At 64.8% G+C, this 17,253-nt stretch carries 18 protein-coding genes; 12 read left to right on the plus strand and 6 right to left on the minus strand.

The annotated features are described in order from the left end of the window. Positions 1–34 precede the first annotated feature (34 nt). Positions 35–973: an allantoinase PuuE gene (gene puuE, locus AC066Y_RS14810; protein ID WP_478274499.1), complete on the minus strand. Its 939-nt coding sequence runs from the start codon at positions 971–973 to the stop codon at positions 35–37. A gap of 1 nt (position 974) precedes the next feature. Then, on the minus strand, positions 975–1,388 hold the full coding sequence (locus AC066Y_RS14815; RefSeq protein ID WP_478274500.1) for a DUF3830 family protein: 414 nt from the start codon (positions 1,386–1,388) through the stop codon (positions 975–977). A 199-nt stretch (positions 1,389–1,587) separates the two neighbouring features. Here AC066Y_RS14815 and AC066Y_RS14820 point away from each other — a divergent pair, with 199 nt between their 5' ends. From AC066Y_RS14820 to AC066Y_RS14830, 3 genes are all read left to right on the plus strand, one after another. Then, complete coding sequence (locus AC066Y_RS14820) at positions 1,588–2,322, plus strand: SDR family NAD(P)-dependent oxidoreductase (protein ID WP_478274501.1); 735 nt, start codon at positions 1,588–1,590, stop codon at positions 2,320–2,322. Between the two features lie 301 nt (positions 2,323–2,623). After that, positions 2,624–3,625, plus strand: coding sequence for a tryptophan--tRNA ligase (trpS, locus tag AC066Y_RS14825; RefSeq protein ID WP_478274502.1), 1,002 nt, complete (start codon positions 2,624–2,626; stop codon positions 3,623–3,625). A gap of 167 nt (positions 3,626–3,792) precedes the next feature. Next, positions 3,793–3,993 carry a hypothetical protein gene (locus tag AC066Y_RS14830; protein WP_478274503.1) on the plus strand — a complete coding sequence of 67 codons (201 nt, stop codon included), beginning with the start codon at positions 3,793–3,795 and terminating at the stop codon, positions 3,991–3,993. Positions 3,994–4,005: 12 nt separating this feature from the next. On the opposite strand, the gene AC066Y_RS14835 is transcribed toward AC066Y_RS14830, so the two are convergent. The 3 genes from AC066Y_RS14835 to AC066Y_RS14845 all read right to left on the minus strand — a co-directional run bounded on the left by AC066Y_RS14835 (position 4,006) and on the right by AC066Y_RS14845 (position 6,284). After that, positions 4,006–4,896, minus strand: a complete 891-nt coding sequence (locus AC066Y_RS14835; protein ID WP_478274504.1) for an aldose 1-epimerase family protein — start codon at positions 4,894–4,896, stop codon at positions 4,006–4,008. A 108-nt stretch (positions 4,897–5,004) separates the two neighbouring features. Then, positions 5,005–5,772 (minus strand): enoyl-CoA hydratase-related protein, encoded by a 768-nt coding sequence (locus tag AC066Y_RS14840; protein ID WP_478274505.1) that lies wholly within the window; start codon positions 5,770–5,772, stop codon positions 5,005–5,007. A gap of 77 nt (positions 5,773–5,849) precedes the next feature. Continuing rightward, on the minus strand, positions 5,850–6,284 hold the full coding sequence (locus tag AC066Y_RS14845; RefSeq protein WP_478274506.1) for a MarR family winged helix-turn-helix transcriptional regulator: 435 nt from the start codon (positions 6,282–6,284) through the stop codon (positions 5,850–5,852). Between the two features lie 286 nt (positions 6,285–6,570). On the opposite strand from AC066Y_RS14845, the gene AC066Y_RS14850 reads away from it, so the two are divergent. The 8 genes from AC066Y_RS14850 to AC066Y_RS14885 all read left to right on the plus strand — a co-directional run bounded on the left by AC066Y_RS14850 (position 6,571) and on the right by AC066Y_RS14885 (position 15,046). Beyond that, positions 6,571–7,470 (plus strand): CHAD domain-containing protein, encoded by a 900-nt coding sequence (locus AC066Y_RS14850; RefSeq protein ID WP_478274507.1) that lies wholly within the window; start codon positions 6,571–6,573, stop codon positions 7,468–7,470. 161 nt (positions 7,471–7,631) lie between these two features. Then, complete coding sequence (locus tag AC066Y_RS14855; protein WP_478274704.1) at positions 7,632–7,904, plus strand: helix-turn-helix domain-containing protein; 273 nt, start codon at positions 7,632–7,634, stop codon at positions 7,902–7,904. Continuing rightward, complete coding sequence (hyfB, locus tag AC066Y_RS14860; RefSeq protein ID WP_478274508.1) at positions 7,901–9,916, plus strand: hydrogenase 4 subunit B; 2,016 nt, start codon at positions 7,901–7,903, stop codon at positions 9,914–9,916. Before AC066Y_RS14855 ends, hyfB begins: the two co-directional genes overlap by 4 nt. Further along, positions 9,907–10,863: a respiratory chain complex I subunit 1 family protein gene (locus AC066Y_RS14865; protein WP_478274509.1), complete on the plus strand. Its 957-nt coding sequence runs from the start codon at positions 9,907–9,909 to the stop codon at positions 10,861–10,863. Before hyfB ends, AC066Y_RS14865 begins: the two co-directional genes overlap by 10 nt. Further along, positions 10,863–11,525, plus strand: coding sequence for a hydrogenase-4 component E (locus tag AC066Y_RS14870; protein WP_478274510.1), 663 nt, complete (start codon positions 10,863–10,865; stop codon positions 11,523–11,525). Before AC066Y_RS14865 ends, AC066Y_RS14870 begins: the two co-directional genes overlap by 1 nt. Then, complete coding sequence (locus AC066Y_RS14875) at positions 11,522–12,970, plus strand: hydrogenase 4 subunit F (protein ID WP_478274511.1); 1,449 nt, start codon at positions 11,522–11,524, stop codon at positions 12,968–12,970. Before AC066Y_RS14870 ends, AC066Y_RS14875 begins: the two co-directional genes overlap by 4 nt. Positions 12,971–12,988: 18 nt before the next feature. Next, on the plus strand, positions 12,989–14,500 hold the full coding sequence (locus AC066Y_RS14880) for a hydrogenase large subunit (protein WP_478274512.1): 1,512 nt from the start codon (positions 12,989–12,991) through the stop codon (positions 14,498–14,500). Positions 14,501–14,512: 12 nt separating this feature from the next. Then, positions 14,513–15,046 carry an NADH-quinone oxidoreductase subunit B family protein gene (locus AC066Y_RS14885; RefSeq protein ID WP_478274513.1) on the plus strand — a complete coding sequence of 178 codons (534 nt, stop codon included), beginning with the start codon at positions 14,513–14,515 and terminating at the stop codon, positions 15,044–15,046. 154 nt (positions 15,047–15,200) lie between these two features. Here AC066Y_RS14885 and AC066Y_RS14890 read toward each other — a convergent pair whose 3' ends face one another. Further along, entirely contained in the window at positions 15,201–16,211 is a 1,011-nt protein-coding gene (locus AC066Y_RS14890) for a LacI family DNA-binding transcriptional regulator (protein WP_478274514.1), read from the minus strand. A gap of 98 nt (positions 16,212–16,309) precedes the next feature. Between AC066Y_RS14890 and AC066Y_RS14895 the strand changes: the two genes are divergently transcribed. Beyond that, positions 16,310–17,182: a phytanoyl-CoA dioxygenase family protein gene (locus tag AC066Y_RS14895; protein ID WP_478274515.1), complete on the plus strand. Its 873-nt coding sequence runs from the start codon at positions 16,310–16,312 to the stop codon at positions 17,180–17,182. The last annotated feature ends 71 nt before the right edge of the window (positions 17,183–17,253 follow it).

Below are 17,253 nucleotides of genomic sequence, written 5' to 3' on the forward strand. Positions count from 1 at the left end.
TGTTTGCGTCAAACAGCTATTAAGTGGAAACGGGCTAGGCGATCTCGAACGCCTGCGCGGCGAGATGCTTCAGATTGGCGTGCCAATGCTCGGCGATCGCGAGCCGGGTCGGTACCCAGACCCGTTCGTGCTTCTGGATGTAATCGAGGAAGCGCATCAGCGCGGCGGCGCGGCCGGGACGGCCGACGACGCGGCAGTGCAGCCCGACCGACATCATCTTCGGTGAAGTCGCGCCCTCGGCATAGAGCACGTCAAAACTGTCCTTCAGATAGGTGTAGAACTCGTCGCCGCCGCCAAACCCCTGCGCGTTGATGAAGCGCATGTCGTTGGCATCGAGCGTGTAGGGGATCACGAGATGCGGCTCGGTTCCGGCTGCCTTGATCCAGTACGGCAGATCGTCGGCGTAGGAATCGCAGAGATAGCGCAGGCCGCCCGCCTCCATCAGAAGCCGCAGCGTATTGATCGAGGAGCGGCCGGTGTACCAGCCGAGCGGCCGCGCGCCGGTCGCCTCGGTGTGCACCGCAATGGCGCGCGCGATCTCCGCGCGCTCCTCGTCCTCCGACATGTCCTTGTGCTCGACCCAGCGCAGGCTGTGGCTCGCAATGTCCCAGCCCGCCTCCTGCATCGCCGCGACGACATCCGGATTGCGCTTCAGCGCCATCGCGACGCCGAACACCGTGGCCGGCAGCTTCCGCTCGGTGAACATCCGCCATAGCCGCCAGAAGCCGGCGCGCGAGCCATATTCGAACATGGTTTCGATATTGGCATGGCGCTGGCCGACCCAGGGCTGCGCGCCCAGCACGTCGGACAGAAACGCTTCCGAGGCACGATCGCCGTGCAGGATGTTGTTCTCGCCGCCCTCCTCGAAATTGACCACGAACTGCACGGCGACACGCGCAGCGTCGGGCCATTTCGGATCGGGCGGCGTGCGGCCGTAGCCGCGGAGATCGCGCGGATAGCGGGCCTCGGTCACATCAGATTTCCTCGAAACGGACCTGCTGCGCGCCCTTCCACAACACGGTCTTGCCGAACGCTGTGAGGTTCTCCAGCCCCGAGGTCAGCGTGATGAAATGATTGCCGGCGAGCTGGCCCATCTTGCTGGCGAAGTGCACGCCGCCATAGGCCAGCAGGATCTCGGTCTCGCTGATGCCGCCGGGATAGAGGATGATCTGGCCCGGCGCCGGATAGCTGGTGTGGTTCTCGTAGGAGACGCCGAAATCAAGATCGCCGAGCGGCATCCAGACGCCCTCGCCGCTCCAGCGCACGTGGATCGCCTGGCTCTCGAACGGCATCGCCTTGCGGAAGGCCGCGACCGTCTTCGGCGCGAGCTGCTCCTCGAAACGGGCGTCAAAGGTGAACTCGCCGGCGCGGACAATCAGTTTGCTCATCGAACTCTCGTGGGTGGGCTGGACGGAATGATGCCCCAACCATTGCCGCCGGCCCGCGCCGGACGCAAGGCCGATTCCGGCCCCAGATGCCGGTTTTTTGCCGCAATGGCATCCGCGGCAACGCAGATTTGAGCAAGGTTGCGTTGCACCCCGCCTCCCGCTTTGCGAACCTCTCTGCACTCGCAAAGGAGGACGGCCAATGACGACAAACAGTCTGCACGGACATGTGGCGCTGGTGACCGGCGGATCGCGCGGCATCGGCGCGGCCATCGTCAAGATGCTGGCGGAAGCCGGCGCCGCCGTCGCCGTCAATTATCGCGAGCGCTCGGCTGAAGCGGAGACGCTGGCAAAGGGCATCACAGCCGCCGGCGGCCGCGCCGTCGCTGTCGGCGCCGACGTCTCCGAGGCTGCCGCCGTCGCCCGCCTGGTCGAGCACGCCAAATCCGAGCTCGGTCCGGTCGACATCCTCGTCAACAATGCGGGGATCGCGATCGTCAGGGGTGTCGACGACCTCACCGAAGAGGATTTCGACCGCACCATCACGGTCAACCTCAAATCGGCATTTCTCTGCACGCAAGCGGTGCTGCCGATGATGCGCACCCGGAAATGGGGCCGCATCGTCAACATCTCCTCCGGCGCTGCACGCGGTGCCGGCGCGATCGGGCCGCACTACAACGCATCGAAGGCGGCGATGGAGGGCCTGACCCGCGGTTACGCCGCGCGCCTCGTCAAGGAAGGCATCACCGTCAATGCCGTCGCGCCGTCGCTGATCGAGACCGACATGATGAAGGGACAGAGCGGCCTCGTCAGCCGGATCCCGATCGGCCGCTTCGGCACCGCCGAGGAGGTCGCGCAGGCGGTGATGCTGCTGGTCAACAATCCGTACATGACCGGACAGACGATTGCGATGAGCGGCGGCATGGCGTTCAACTAGAGCGTTTTCGAGCGAAGTGGGTGCCGGTTCGCGTAAAGAAAACGCGTCAAGAGCCCCGTTCCGATTTCAATCGGAACGGAAAGGGCTCTAGCGTCGTCGATGCCTTGACCGCGTCGCGGGTTTGCCCTACCGCTTGCGGCATGAACCGATCGAACCTCATCGCCAATTTCTGGTGGCTCGCCGACTGACAGGCGGGCCGAACGCGTTCATGCATTTTCGGGGCCGCCGCATTGGGCGGCCTTTTTGTTTGGCTCCATCCAGCCCGCATGCGGTGTCCCCATTCAACCGAATGGAGATACAAATGACCAAACCGATCATCCTCACCGGCGACCGCACCACCGGTCCGCTGCATCTCGGCCATTACGCCGGTTCGCTCCGAAGCCGCCTGGCGTTTCAGGACAGCCATGAGCAGTTCTTGCTGCTGGCCGACATGCAGGCGCTGACCGACAATGCGCACAACGTCGGCAAGGTCCGCAGCAGCGTCATCGAGGTCGCGCTGGACTATCTTGCCGTCGGGATCGATCCCGAGCGAACATCGATCTGCCTGCAATCGCAGCTACCGGCGTTGGCGGAACTGTCGATGCTCTACCTCAACCTCGTCACCGTCGCGCGGCTGGAACGCAATCCCACAATCAAGGACGAGATCCGCGCGCGCGGTTTCGGACGCGACATCCCCGCGGGCTTCCTGTGCTACCCGGTGGCGCAGGCCGCCGATATCACCGCGTTTCGCGCCACAATCGTGCCGGTCGGCGAGGATCAGGCGCCCCTGATCGAGCAGACCAACGAGATCGTCCGGCGGGTCAACGCACTGGCGGGCCGTACGCTGCTGCAGGAAGCCGAAGCCATCATCCCGCGCGCGGGACGGCTGCCCGGCGTCGATGGACGCGCGAAGATGAGCAAGTCCGCGGGCAATGCGATTCCACTCTCGGCCTCGCCCGATGACATCTCGGCCGCTGTGCGCGCGATATTCACTGACCCCGATCATCTGCGTGTCGCCGACCCCGGCAAGGTCGAGGGCAATGTCGTCTTCACCTATCTCGACGCGTTCGACGACGATCACGACGCCGTCGCGGAACTGAAGGCGCGCTATCGGCGCGGCGGTCTCGGCGATACGACCGTCAAGCGGCGGCTGGAGGATATCCTGCAAGCCCTGATCGCACCGATCCGGGCACGGCGCGCCGAGCTGGCCAATGATCGCGACCACGTCACTGAGGTGATCAGGCGCGGAACCCTGAAAGCGCGGGAGATTACGGAGCGTACCAGGCGCGACGTCATGGAGGGGCTTGGCTTGTTCCAACTCTGAACGCGCCGTCATCAAAGCGTGGCAGGAACTGTGCTTGACTATGACAGTTGTCCGCTAGAGCCTTTTCCGCTCCGATTGAATCGGAGCGGGGCTCTAGCGTTTTCTTCACGCGAGGCGGTATCCACTTCGCTCGAAAACGCTCTAGGAAACCGGATTTGGAGCCTGTCGTGATCGATCCGAAAACGCTTCTCGAGCGCGCCGCACAGCTGGCCGATCAGGCCAAGGGCGAGGAAGATGCCGGCATTCGCGAGCGGCTGCTGCGCATGGCCGAGCACTACCGCGATCTGGCCGCGCATGAGGCCTGGGCGCATGAAAACCCGCCATCGGTGGGCGCGATCACCAGCGCGCTCAGCTCCCGCGCGCATTGATCTGACCTTCGATCAGCTCACGCGAATGCGATAGCCCAGCGACCGACGCGCGCCCGGCGCGATCTGCATCAAGCCGGGCTTGTCCGCGAACTCGCCGTCGAATTCCGCGGGGCTGGCAAAGCCGTGCCACGGCTCGATGCAGAGGAACGGCGCGCCGCCGACCTTCGACCAGATGCCGAGCTCGCGGAAGCCGCGCCACGACATCTCGATCGCGGGGCCTTGTGTGGCTGCTGCCGGGCCTAGTGTCGCCGTGAAGAGGATCGATGTACTTGCGACCTGATCGAAGACCATCGCGTCGTCATCGAACAGCTCCTCCGACAGTGCGAGCGTTCTGCCCTTGACCGGATTGGGTTCGGGCTGCGGCCGCATCAATCCATCCTTCAGCCGCCGGATCGGCGCAAGTTCAGTCTTGCCGAAGGTCAGCGTGTAAGCCTCCTTCGGCAGCCCCGGCACCAACGGCCAGTTGAAGGCGGGATGACCACCGAGCGAGGCCGGCAGCATCTCGTCGCCGGTGTTGATGATATCGAAGGCGACATCGAGATCGGTGCCATCAACGGTGTAAGTGACCTCGAGCCTGAACGCGAACGGATAGCGTGCCGGCGTTTCCTCATCGTCGGTGAGCGCGAGCTTGCAGGATCGCGGTCCCTGCTCCAGCCAGACAAAGCGGCGATCCCGCGCAAGGCCGTGCTGCGTCATCGGATAGGTCTTGCCATGGTGACGCAGCGTGTCGTTCTTCAACCGGCCGACGATCGGGAACAGGATCGGTGCATGGCGCGGCCATTGCGGGCCAGCCTGCCACAGCAACTCGGTGCCCTCGATATTCCTGAGCGACGACAATTCGGCGCCATGCGCCAGAATGGTCGCGGCAATTCCATCGCCGCGCAGCGTATGACTGTCGCTCATGCCTCGCCTCGCCGGTTGCGCCATGCCCTGACACGAGATGTTCGATACCGGCGAAGCCGTCAACCCCAAAGCGATGGGGCCGCCCGCGCGTGGCGGCCCCAACTTGGCTTACCCGGCGATCTTGGAGAAGTCAGGCTGCCGCCGCTCGGCAAAGGCGGCAAAGGCCTCGCGCGCTTCCGCGCTCATCAGCCGCTGCTGGAAGATTTCGCCCTCGCGCGCCATTTGCGCGCTGATCCTGGCGGGATCACGCATCAACGCCTTGGTGTGCTGGAGCGAGCCGAACGGCCGCTTCGCCAGTGCGTCCGCCGCCGCGCGGGCCCTGGCGCGGAGATCCGCAAGCGGCACCACGGCGTTGGCGAGACCGATGGAGACCGCGGTCTCCGCCTCGACCGGCTCGCCGAGCGCGAACATCGCATAGGCCCGCGCATAGCCGATGCGCTGCGGCAGCAGATAGGTCGACGCCGCCTCGGGCACCAGCGCGAGATTGACGAACGGCGTGATCAGCCGCGCGGTCGGCGCGAGGTAGACGAGGTCGCAATGCAGCAGCATGGTGGTGCCGATGCCGACGGCATTGCCCTGCACGGCGGCAACCAGCGGCCGCGTCGCCTTGGCAAGACAGCTAAGGAAGCGCGTCACGTGACGCTCGCCCTGCACGCCGCGCGACACCGCCGCGAAATCGGCGAGATCATTGCCTGCGGTAAAGCTGTCGCCGTCGCCCTGGAGCAGCACGGCGCGGATCGCGGAATCGCTTTCCGCGCGTTCGAGCGCGTCGGCCATCGCGCCGTACATCGCGTTGGTGATCGCATTCTTCTTGTCCGGACGCGCCATCGTCACGGTAAGAACGCCACCGTCCAGCGCTACGACCACTTCACTCATCTCTCACTCCTGTTGCTTGCTTGTTGTTTGACGCGTTTTCTTGACGCGAACCGGTCCCCATTTCGCTTGAAAACGCGCTAGCCATCTTTGTCTTTCGGAAATTTCGCTTGCAGGCTGGTCAGCCAGCGCGACACCACGTCGATCTCGGCTTCCGAAAAGCCGTCCATCAGGCGATTGTTGATCACCCTGGTCCGCGTTGCGGCGCGCTTGCCGAGCTCCTGCCCCGCCGCGGTCAGATGGAGCCGCTGGCTGCGCCCGTCCTCACCGTCGCGCCGGCGCTTGACGAGGCCCGCACGCTCCATCCGGTCGGCGAGCCCGGTCATCGCCGACGGCACGATGTCGAGCGCCTGCGAGACGTCGCCGATCAGCGCGCCGTCATTACGCCCGAGAAAGAACAGCACGCCCGCCTGCGCGGACGTCAGATCGTGCGCGGCCGTCTCCTGCTCGATGGTGCGCTGCAGCCGCCGATAGGCCACGGTCAGAAGAAAGATCAGCCGGTGTTCCGCTCTCATGCCGCTGTTATATATTTCGCACGCGAAATATCAAGATATTTCGCGTGCGAAATATCTGGCGATATCCGTTTGCCTTTTTGCGGCGCCTCAATGCACCGGCGTCCAAGGACCGTAAAATGCGAAGATGAGCCCTCTCAACCGCTTCGATTGCGACATTTTGATCGCGTCGCCGGATCGCTGCACTGCGCTCCAGCAGAAAACCCTTGATCGACAACGGTCAAACGGGAAATCTTCGATCCGGGGGCCGTGGTTTGCATTGCGGCTCGGGCGGGGTCACGAGAGTGTCATGACGTCAGCGGCAAGTTCGGACCGGGAGCGCGTCGTCCGCCCAAAGCGGTTACGCCATCTCAGCGAAGCCATGCGCTGTGAGACCGCGTTTCGCCTGATCCTGTCCGAATGCCTCGAGGAAGTCGCAACCAACCACGAGGCGCTGAGCTCCGGCGATCCCACAGCGCTCCATCAGACCCGCATTGCACTGACGCGGCTGAAGGCGGCGATCGCCTTCTACGGCCCGATGGTGGCGGACTCCGAATGGACGCGGTTGAAATCCGAGTTGAAATGGCTGCGCGCTTATCTCAGCGCAACGCGCGACCTCGACGTTGCGATCGACAACAGCAAAGGGCTGCCGGAAGAGCGCATGCTCCAGACAGCGCGAACCGATGCGTTCGAAGCGCTCAAGGAAGCCTTGCAAAGCGACCGTTACTGGCAATGGTTCGACGGCATGTGGGACTGGGTCGGCAGCGGCCCCTGGACCACGCGGCAGAACCGCCGTGCCGCGCAACGGCGAGCGGTGCCGGTGTCGGTGTTTCATGCGCGCCGGCTGGCTCGCTGGCATGGCAAGCTGTGCCAGAAGAGCCGCGGGCTGCAGGGCATGGGCAAGAACAAGCGCCACCGCGTCCGTCTCGCCAGCAAGCGGCTGCGCTACGCCATCGAGTTCTCGGAAGGCGGATTGCCCCCCGACGAATACGCGTCATGGCGGACGGTCCTCAAGCATCTGCGCAAGGGACAGCAACTGCTCGGCGAATTGAACGATGACGAGGTCCGTCGCGCGCTGATCGAGAGTGCCGATGCCCTCGCGCGGCGCGCCGACGAGCGCAAGGCGAAGCATCAGCGCGTGCATGAGCGCAAGCGCAAGAGCCGCCTGCTGCGCCGCGCCGCGGACATCTACCGGAAGATCGCCAACTGAAGCGCATCAGCGCATGGTCGTCGGCGCGGATGCGCGCCCGAATTGATGGGCTACGCTAGAATTGATGTATGGAACATCATTTATTGGACTTGTCGCATCATTACTTGATGTATATAAATGATATTCAAATAGACTCGCCCCTCAATCGACGGCTTCGATCGATGATCACCGCGGCGCAGCTACGGGCTGCCAGAGCCTTGCTTGGCATCGACCAAAGGCAGCTCGCCGAGCTGTCCGGACTTTCGGTGCCGACCATCCAGCGCATGGAGGCGAGCGAGGGCACCATTCGCGGCAATGTCGACTCGCTCATGAAACTGATCGATGCGCTCGGCACCGCCGGCGTCGAAGTCATCAACGAGGGAGCCGTCAGCAGCGGCGGCGGCCGCGGCGTGCGACTGAAGGCCGGATCCGGCTCGCCGAAGGTGCAGACATGATCCAGGCGGTCACTCAGCAGGTCTGGTGTGTTGCCGCACTGCTGGGAACGACCGCTCTCGCGATCGCAACGAGCCGATCGCGCCGATCGACAGCCATCATCTACGGCGCGACCTTTGCGATTTCGCTGGTCGCATTGGCCGGAGCCCTGTTCTCGCTCATCTCCCACGCCAGTGCGACAGAACTGATACTGCCGATCGGCTTGCCGTGGCTGGGATCGCATTTCCGCCTCGACGCGCTTGCCGCATTCTTTCTCGGCGTGGTCAATCTCGGCGGTGCGGCTGCAAGTCTATATGGCCTCGGCTATGGCAGTCACGAATCCGCACCACAGCGCATCCTTCCGTTCTTTCCGGCGTTCCTGGCCGGAATGAACCTCGTTGTGCTGGCCGACGACGCGTTCACCTACCTCTTGTGCTGGGAATTCATGTCGCTCGCGTCCTGGGCGCTCGTGATGGCGCACCACCGCGATGCGGACAATGCACGCGCGGGCTACGTCTATCTCGTCATGGCAAGCTTCGGAACGCTGGCTTTGTTGCTCGCTTTCGGCCTGCTGTCGGGAGCTGGCGGCAGCTACAGCTTTGCGGCCATCCGCAGCGCCCAGCACACCCCGTCCGAAGCCGCCCTGGTGCTCGCGCTGATGCTGCTCGGCGCCGGATCGAAAGCCGGCCTGGTTCCGTTGCACGTGTGGCTGCCGCTGGCCCATCCCGCAGCACCGAGCCATGTCTCGGCGCTGATGAGCGGGGTGATGACCAAGGTCGCAATCTACGGCTTCATCCGGGTCGTGTTCGATCTGCTCGGGCCGCCAAGCTGGTCGGCGGGTGTCGTGGTGCTGGTCCTCGGTGGCGCGACCGCTGTGATGGGGATCCTCTATGCGCTGATGGAAAAGGATCTCAAGCGCCTGCTCGCCTACAGCACGATCGAGAACATCGGCGTCATCTTCGCAAGCCTCGGCCTGGCGCTGGCATTTCAGGCGAACGGCCTCGGCCTGGCAGCGGCCCTCGCCTTCACGGCCGCGCTGTTCCACGTGCTCAACCATTCGTTCTTCAAGAGCCTGCTGTTCTTCGGCGCCGGCGCCGTGCTGACGTCGACCGGCGAACGCGACATGGAGAAGCTGGGCGGCCTGATCCACCGCATGCCGCTCACCAGCTTCGTCTTTCTCGTCGGCTGCGTTGCGATCTCGGCGCTTCCGCCGTTCAACGGGTTCGTCTCCGAATGGCTGATGTTTCAGGCCGTCCTGCAGAGTCCCGATCTTCCGCAATGGCTACTGAAGATCATGGTGCCCGCAGTCGGCGCCCTGTTGGCGCTGGCGGCAGCGCTCGCCGCCGCATGCTTCGTCAAGGCCTTCGGAATCACGTTCCTCGGCCGCGCGCGGAGCCCGGCCGCGCAAGCCGCCGGCGAAGTCGATCGCTATTCGCTTGCCGCGATGTTCAGCCTCGCCCTGCTCTGCTTCCTCGCCGGCATTCTGCCGGGCCTGGTGATCGACGCGCTCTCGCCGGTCACGATGGCCATGATCGGCCACCGGATGCCGGTTCAGGCGAACGACCCCTGGCTCTCGATCGTGCCGATCGAGGAGAGCCGCAGTTCCTACAACGGATTGCTCGTCTTTGCTTTCATCACGGCCGCGGCGTCGCTTGCGGTGTATTTCATCCATCGCTTCGCGTCGCGCGCGATCCGGCGCGGACCGGCCTGGGGTTGTGGCTTCACCGATCCGACACCGGCGGCGCAGTATTCCGGGGCGAGCTTCGTCCAGCCGATCCGCCGCGTGTTCGGCACGTTGGTTTTCCAGGCCCGCGAGCATGTCGACATGCCTGCGCCGGGCGAACTGCGGCCGGCCCGCTTCAGGGTCGATATGCACGATCTGGTCTGGGAGCGGCTGTACACGCCGGTGACTGACGTCGTTTGGTTTTGCGCCGATCGGCTGAACCAGCTCCAGTTCCTGACCATCCGCCGCTACCTCAGTCTGGTCTTCGCAACCCTCATCACATTGCTGCTGGCGCTCGCAATATGGTCGTGATCTCGGACATCCTCGTTCAGTTCGGCCAGATGACGCTGGTGCTGCTGCTCGCGCCGCTCCTGACCGGCGTTGTGCGCAAGGTCAAGGCCCGCCTGTTGCGCCGGAAAGGTGCGTCGATCTTCCAGCCCTACCGCGACCTGCTGCGGCTGCTTCGCAAAGAGGTCGTCCTCGCCGAAAACGCGTCCTGGCTGTTCCGTGTCACGCCCTACATAACGTTCGCGGCCATCTGGGTCGCCGCGGCGCTGGTCCCGACATTTGCGACCGGCTTGGAATTCAACTGGAGCGCCGACCTGATCGCGATCGTCGCCCTGCTCGGCAGCGCGCGCTTCTTCCTCGCACTTGCCGGCATGGATGTCGGCACCAGCTTCGGCGGCATCGGCTCCAGCCGCGAGGTGATGATCGCTGCATTGGCCGAGCCCGCCATGTTGTTGATGGTGTTCTGCGTCGCGCTGATTGCCGGCTCCACCCAGCTGTCGACGGTCGCGACCTTCATGGCGTCGTCCGAAGTGGGACTGCGCGTCTCGCTCGGCATGGCGATGATTGCCCTCATCATGGTGGCGCTTGCCGAAAACGCCCGCATCCCGGTCGACAACCCGGCGACGCATCTGGAGCTGACCATGGTGCACGAGGCGATGATCCTCGAGTATTCCGGGCGTCACCTCGCCATGATCGAGTTCGGCGCCTTTCTCAAGCTGCTGCTGTACATCTCCCTGATCATCTGCGTGTTCTTCCCGTGGCAGATCACCACCGAAGGCGCAGGTCCGCTGTCCTATCTGGTGAGCGTCGCCGCCTACATCGTCAAGCTTGCGATCGCAGCCTTCCTCCTCGCCGTGTTCGAGACCGCGACGGCGAAGATGCGGGTTTTCCGTGTTCCCGACTTCCTTGGCGCTGCGCTCATGCTCGGCCTGCTTGGAACGCTTCTCCGTTTCGTGTCGCGGGGTTTCTGATGTCCAACCTCGCCTTCGACATCGCCCATCTACTCGCCGGCGGGCTCGTGCTGATCAGCTTCATGATGCTGTACCAGGACCGTCTCTATGCGCTGCTGAACATCTTCGCGCTTCATGCAGTGGTGCTCGCGCTTTCGGTCGCCTGGCAGGCGTTCGTCCAGAACGCACCGCATCTCTATGTGACGGCGGCGATCGCGCTGGTCTTCAAGGCGATCATCATCCCGGTGGCTCTGCACCGGATCGTCAAGCAACTCGGGATTCATCGCGATATCGAGACCGCGGTGGGTATCGGCCTGACCATGCTGGCGGGCATGGGGCTCGTCGCCCTCTCCATGGTGCTGATGCTCCGGGTAACCGGCGCGGCCGATCCGCTGGCGAGGGAAGACCTCGCCTTCGCGCTGTCGGTGGTGCTGCTGGGATTGCTTGTCATGGTGACGCGGCGCAACGCCGTCAGCCAGGTCGTCGGCTTCATGTCGCTGGAGAACGGCTTGGTGCTGGCCGCGACCGGCGCCAAGGGTATGCCGCTCGTCGTGGAGATCAGCGTCGCGTTTTCGATCCTGATCGCATTCATCGTCATCGGCGTGTTCCTGTTCCGGATTCGGGAGCGGTTCGACACCGTCGACGTCGGTGCGCTCGATGAATTCAGGGGAGAGCGGCGATGACTGCGGCATCGGATGCCGTCGCCTGGGTTCTGCTGATACCGATCTGTGCCGCGGCCGTGCTTGCGGCGCTGCCCGGCTACCGGCTGACCGCGGGGCTCAATATCCTGGCCAGTCTCGGCACCTTGCTGGCCGCAGTTTCGCTACTCGTGATCGAGCGCCCGCAGCCCGGCCACTACCTGCTGATCGACGATCTCAACATCGTCTTCATCGTGCTCAACACCTTCGTGGGATTCACGACCAGCGTGTTCAGCGCGAGCTATATCGCCCACGAACTCGAGACGGGGCGGCTGACGCCGGGCTATCTGCGATTCTACCATGCCATGTTTCAGGTCATGATGTTCGGCATGAACCTCGCATTCGTGTCGAACAATATCGGCCTGATGTGGGTCGCAGTCGAGGTCGCCACGCTGACCACCGTCCTGATGGTCGGCATCTACCGGACCCACGCGGCGCTGGAGGCCGCCTGGAAGTATTTCATCCTCGGCAGCGTCGGTATCGCGCTCGCGCTGTTCGGCACGATCCTGGTGTACATGGCGGCGCGGCCGGTCATCGGCGAGGGCCAGGACGCCATGGTGTGGACGGTGTTGATCAGCCGTGCCGCAACCTTCGATCCGGCATTGCTCAATGTCGCCTTCATCTTCCTGCTGCTCGGATACGGCACCAAGGTCGGCCTGGCGCCGCTGCACGCCTGGCTTCCGGATGCCCATGCCGAGGGCCCGACCCCGATCTCCGCCGTGCTCTCCGGCCTCTTGCTCAACGTTGCGCTCTACGCTGTGCTCCGGTTCAAGATCCTGCTCGCCGCCAATCCGGATGCGATATCGCCGGGCCCGCTGATGGTGACGATGGGGCTGACCTCGCTGCTGTTCGCAGCCTTCATGCTTTACCGCCGCCGCGACATCAAACGGCTGTTCGCCTATTCCTCGATCGAGCACATGGGCATCATCGTGTTTGCGTTCGGGATGGGTGGCCCCCTCGCCAACTTTGCCGGCCTGCTGCACATGGTGATGCACAGCCTCACCAAGTCGGGGATCTTCTACGCCGTCGGCCACATCGCGCAGGTGAAGGGCACGCAGCGGATCGCCAACATTCGCGGCCTGACTGAAACCCATCCGGCCCTCGGCTGGAGTCTCGTGATCGGCGTGGTCGCGATCGCCGGCCTGCCGCCGCTCGGCATCTTCATGAGCGAATTTCTGATCGTCAGTTCCACCTTTGCACGCCAGCCGCTGCTCGCTATTCCGCTGGTCTTCGGCCTGCTGCTCGCCTTCGGCGCGCTGATCCTGCGCCTGACCAGCCTTGCGTTCGGCGAGCCGCGCGGCAATGCCGCTCCGGCGGATGCGTCCTATTTGCCGATGTTCGCGCATTTCGCGCTGGTGCTGACTGCGGGCATCTACCTTCCGGGACCGCTGGTCGTCTGGTTCCAGCACGTCGCCAACCTGCTGGGCTAGGGCGAGGGAGAACGGGATATGCCGAAATTGATCGATCTGATCCAGGCGGGCCGCAAGGTCGAACGGCACCATCCATGGCCGCGCGCAGTGGTGGACGACGATGTCTGGCGCTCCGCCGCCAGCGCGCTCGCCGATGGCGGCTTGAGCCTGCTCGGGCTATGGGGCGAAGCATCGTGCGTGCATATGGCGATCCTCGACGACCACACCTCCGATATCGGCGTGATCAGCCTGGATTGTCCCGATCGCCAATTCCCGTCGGTCGCGGCCTGTCATCCTCCGGCGCTTCGATTGGAGCGCACCGTCCACGACCTGTTCGGGCTTCAGGCCGCGGGCACGCCGGATCCCCGTCCCTGGCTCGATCATGGTCGATGGCAAGTGCGTTTCCCGCTCGGCGAACGTCTCGATGCGTCACCGGATGCGGCGCCTTATCAATTCCTTCCGGCCGAAGGGGACAGTCTGCATCAGATTCCGGTCGGCCCCGTGCATGCCGGCATCATCGAGCCTGGCCATTTCCGCTTTACGGCGAGCGGCGAGACCGTGGTCCGCCTGGAGCAGCGGCTCGGCTACACCCATAAGGGCGTCGAAGGGCTGATGGCGGGGAGCACCGTCGAGCAGGCCGCGCGGCTCGCCGGCCGGGTCTCCGGCGACAGTACGGTCGCCTATGGACTGGCATTCGCGCAAGCCGTCGAGGCCGCGCAGCAGATTGCCGTGCCGCCGCGCGCGCTCCTGCTGCGCGCGCTGATGGCCGAGCTCGAGCGACTGGCCAATCACCTCGGTGACATCGGAGCAATCTGCAACGATGCGTCATTTGCGCTGATGCAGGCACATTGCGCCGTGCTGCGCGAGGGCGTGCTGCGCGCTGCCGACGCTGCATTCGGCCACCGCCTGATGCGCGACCTTGTCGTTCCCGGCGGCGTCGCGCGCGACATCGCCGGCGACGGACCCGACGCAATCCGGGCCGCGCTCGACCAGATCCGCCGGCAGTTCCCTGCGCTGGTCGAACTCTACGACAACACCGCCTCGTTGCAGGATCGCACCGTCACGACCGGCATCGTTACCCCGGCGCTCGCCCGGCAGTTCGCAGCCGGTGGCTATGTCGGGCGCGCAAGCGGCCGCAACTATGACGCCCGACGCAGGCCCGGCTATCTCCCCTATGATGGTCTGCGTTTCGAAGTCCCCGTTCTCAGTGATGGCGACGTCAACGCCCGCGTCTGGATCCGGATCCGGGAAGTCGAGCAGAGCCTTGCGCTGACCGACCAGATCCTCATCGGCCTCGAGGCCGGCCCCGTCAGAGTGTCGCTGCAAGGTGCGAGCGAAGCCTCCGAAGGCATGGCGGTGGTTGAAGGCTTCCGGGGCGACATTCTGGCCTGGCTACGCCTCAACGGAGATCGGATCGAGCGATGTCATCTGCGCGATCCGTCGTGCTTTCAGTGGCCCCTGCTCGAGGCAGCGATCGAAGGCAACATCGTGGCGGACTTCCCACTCTGCAACAAGTCGTTCAACTGCTCCTATTCGGGGCAGGACCTCTGAGGACCGCAGGCGATGCGCAAACTTTTATTCCAGGGCCTGTTTCGCCAGCCATTGACCGAGCAGGCGCCGCGGCCGGACGACGCTGCGCTCGCGGAGCTCGCGGCATTGGTCGGCCGCACCGCAAGACGACGCCTCGGCCGCAGCCTCTCGATCCGCGAGGTCGATGCGGGCTCGTGCAACGGATGCGAGCTGGAAATTCACGCGCTCAGCAATGCGTATTACGATGTCGAGCGGTTTGGAATCCGGTTCGTCGCCTCACCGCGTCATGCCGATGTTCTGCTCGTTACAGGCCCCGTCACCAAGAACATGCGCGAAGCGCTGGAGCGCACCTACCATGCGACCCCGGATCCCAAATGGGTCGTCGCCGTAGGCGATTGCGCCAGGGATGGCGGATGTTTTGCCGGCAGCTATGCGGTGGTTGGCGGGGTCTCGGCGGTTGTGCCTGTCGATCTCCATATTCCAGGCTGCCCGCCTTCGCCGATGGCCATTCTGCGTGGCCTCATCGGCTTGCTCGAGGCTGCGGACACCGACGTCGCGGCAAACTGAGAGCATTCGGAGAGACGCGTGAGCGACCTGCGCCTGCCCGGTGGCGGCGATTGCTAAAGCATGATCCGGAAAAGTGCGAAGCGGTTTTCCGAAAAGATCATGCTCAGACAAGGAGCTAAAGCGCGATGACGATTCAACCTGATCTCATCGCGCTTTAGCCGCTGTCGCGCAGCACCAGCTCGAAACCGAGATCGATGCGGCGCTCGCCGCCGCGCTCCAGCACCAGCGTCGCCGCGGTGCGGCCGATCGCATCGCCATGCACGCTGATCGTGCTCAATGTCGGCGAGATCAGCTGGCCCATTTCGAGATCGCCGAGGCCGATCACGGCGACCGGCTGCGCCGATGCAGGCCCGTCGCGCAGCAGGCCGGCCTTGCGCAGCCCCGACATGAAGCCGATCGCATGCGCATCGTTGGCGGCGAACACCGCGTCGACATCGGGCAGGCGTGCATGCGCCGCCACGCTGCCGGAGTCTTTGCGGTCCAGGATCAGCCGGCGCGGCTCGGATAGACCGCTTGCCAGCGCCTCGTCCCTGAAGCCGAACCAGCGCCGCGTGCCGCGCGGATCATCGCCGCCGATGAAGGCGAGCTGCTTGCGCCCTTGCGCAACCAGATGCTTCGCGACAGCGACACCGGCCTGGTAATTGTCGAAGCCCGCGACCGCATCGATCGGGTTGGCCGGCAGATCCCAGGTCTCGACGATCGGAATCCGCGCATTGCGCAGCAGGCGGCTGCCCTCCTCGGTCGCCGGCGAGCCGACCATGATGATCGCCTCCGGCCGTCGCGACAGCAGCGCCGCCAGCACGCGATCCTCGCGCACCGCGTCATAGCGCGACTGCGCCAGGATCACGGAGAAGCCGAGCGGCTCGAGCTTGTCGGACAGGCCCTGCACCGTGTCGGCGAAGATCGAGTTGGCGATGGTCGGCACCAAGACGCCGACCGAATTGGTCCGCGCGCTCGCCAGCGCGCCTGCCACGAGGTTCGGGACATAGCCGAGGTCGCGCATTGCCCGCTCGACCCGCGCCCGGGTCTCGGGGGCGACCAGGTCAGGCATCCGCACCACCCGGCTCACCGTGATCGAGGAGACGCCGGCGCGCTTGGCTACCTCTGAGAGGGTGGGCGCGGCGCCCGATGGGCCGGTCCCGGAGTCGGTCAGATCGAAGCTCATGGACGGGAGCCTGCACGATTCCGGGTTGCCAGGCCATGATGTTAGCGCTAGCATCCTCTAATGTTAGCGCTAACATGGAACAAAATGGGAGAAATGGCGTGATTTCGGACGAACAGGCCCAAGCCTACAAGCGCGACGGGGTGATCGTGGTCCCCGAGGTGCTGAACCAGGAGACGGTCGGCAAGGTACGCACGGTGCTCGCCGAGCTGGTGGCCGGCGCGGCCAATGTCAGCGAGCATACCGACGTCTACGACCTCGAGCCGGGCCATACGCCGGAGACCCCGCGCGTCCGCCGCATCAAGGCGCCGCACAAGGTGCACCCGATCTTCGACGAGATCGTCCGCAGCCCCGCCGTGATCTCGATCCTGACCAAGCTGATCGGCCCCGGGCTTCGCCTACACGGCTCAAAACTCAACATGAAGTCGGCGCAATACGGCTCGCCGGTCGAGTGGCATCAGGACTGGGCGTTCTATCCGCACACCAATGACGACATCCTCGCGATCGGCGTGCTGCTCGACGACTGCGATATCGAGAACGGCCCGATGCTGGTGACGCCGGGATCGCACACCGGCAGCACGATGTGGGATCATCACGGCGAGGACGGCTGCTTCGCAGGCCTGATCGATCCGGACCAGATCCAGAACGACATCAGGCGTGCGGTGCCTTGCATGGGCAAGGCCGGCAGCATGTCGTTCCATCACGTGCGTGCGTTGCACGGCTCGGCGACCAACACGTCGAACCGGCCGCGCAACCTGCTGCTCTATGAAGTGGCCGCCAGCGACGCCTGGCCGCTGATGGGCGTGAAGGACTTCGACGAATTCAACAGCCGCCTGCTGGCGGGTCCGCCGGTGGTCACACCGCGGCTGAGCGACGTGCCGGTGCGGATGCCGTTGCCGCCGGCCAAACGACAGGGATCGATCTACGAGACCCAGTCGGCGGCGAAGAAGTCCTACTTCACGCGCGCCGCCTGAGACTGACGACAGTGCCCGCGGCAAGCCGCGGGCATTGCTGCTTTCGCGCGCACGATCCGGAACCACGAGAT

The organism is Bradyrhizobium sp. USDA3010, from assembly GCF_056429065.1.

Excerpts from the sequence above, each read along its gene's own strand:
- AC066Y_RS14885 (WP_478274513.1), top strand. The coding sequence starts at position 14,513 with ATGCGCAAACTTTTATTCCAGGGCCTGTTTCGCCAGCCATTGACCGAG.
- AC066Y_RS14850 (WP_478274507.1), top strand. The coding sequence starts at position 6,571 with ATGACGTCAGCGGCAAGTTCGGACCGGGAGCGCGTCGTCCGCCCAAAG.
- hyfB (WP_478274508.1), top strand. The coding sequence starts at position 7,901 with ATGATCCAGGCGGTCACTCAGCAGGTCTGGTGTGTTGCCGCACTGCTG.
- AC066Y_RS14875 (WP_478274511.1), top strand. The coding sequence starts at position 11,522 with ATGACTGCGGCATCGGATGCCGTCGCCTGGGTTCTGCTGATACCGATC.
- AC066Y_RS14840 (WP_478274505.1), bottom strand. The coding sequence starts at position 5,772 with ATGAGTGAAGTGGTCGTAGCGCTGGACGGTGGCGTTCTTACCGTGACG.
- AC066Y_RS14845 (WP_478274506.1), bottom strand. The coding sequence starts at position 6,284 with ATGAGAGCGGAACACCGGCTGATCTTTCTTCTGACCGTGGCCTATCGG.
- AC066Y_RS14835 (WP_478274504.1), bottom strand. The coding sequence starts at position 4,896 with ATGAGCGACAGTCATACGCTGCGCGGCGATGGAATTGCCGCGACCATT.
- AC066Y_RS14855 (WP_478274704.1), top strand. The coding sequence starts at position 7,632 with ATGATCACCGCGGCGCAGCTACGGGCTGCCAGAGCCTTGCTTGGCATC.
- AC066Y_RS14815 (WP_478274500.1), bottom strand. The coding sequence starts at position 1,388 with ATGAGCAAACTGATTGTCCGCGCCGGCGAGTTCACCTTTGACGCCCGT.
- AC066Y_RS14880 (WP_478274512.1), top strand. The coding sequence starts at position 12,989 with ATGCCGAAATTGATCGATCTGATCCAGGCGGGCCGCAAGGTCGAACGG.
- AC066Y_RS14865 (WP_478274509.1), top strand. The coding sequence starts at position 9,907 with ATGGTCGTGATCTCGGACATCCTCGTTCAGTTCGGCCAGATGACGCTG.
- AC066Y_RS14890 (WP_478274514.1), bottom strand. The coding sequence starts at position 16,211 with ATGAGCTTCGATCTGACCGACTCCGGGACCGGCCCATCGGGCGCCGCG.
- AC066Y_RS14820 (WP_478274501.1), top strand. The coding sequence starts at position 1,588 with ATGACGACAAACAGTCTGCACGGACATGTGGCGCTGGTGACCGGCGGA.
- trpS (WP_478274502.1), top strand. The coding sequence starts at position 2,624 with ATGACCAAACCGATCATCCTCACCGGCGACCGCACCACCGGTCCGCTG.
- AC066Y_RS14870 (WP_478274510.1), top strand. The coding sequence starts at position 10,863 with ATGTCCAACCTCGCCTTCGACATCGCCCATCTACTCGCCGGCGGGCTC.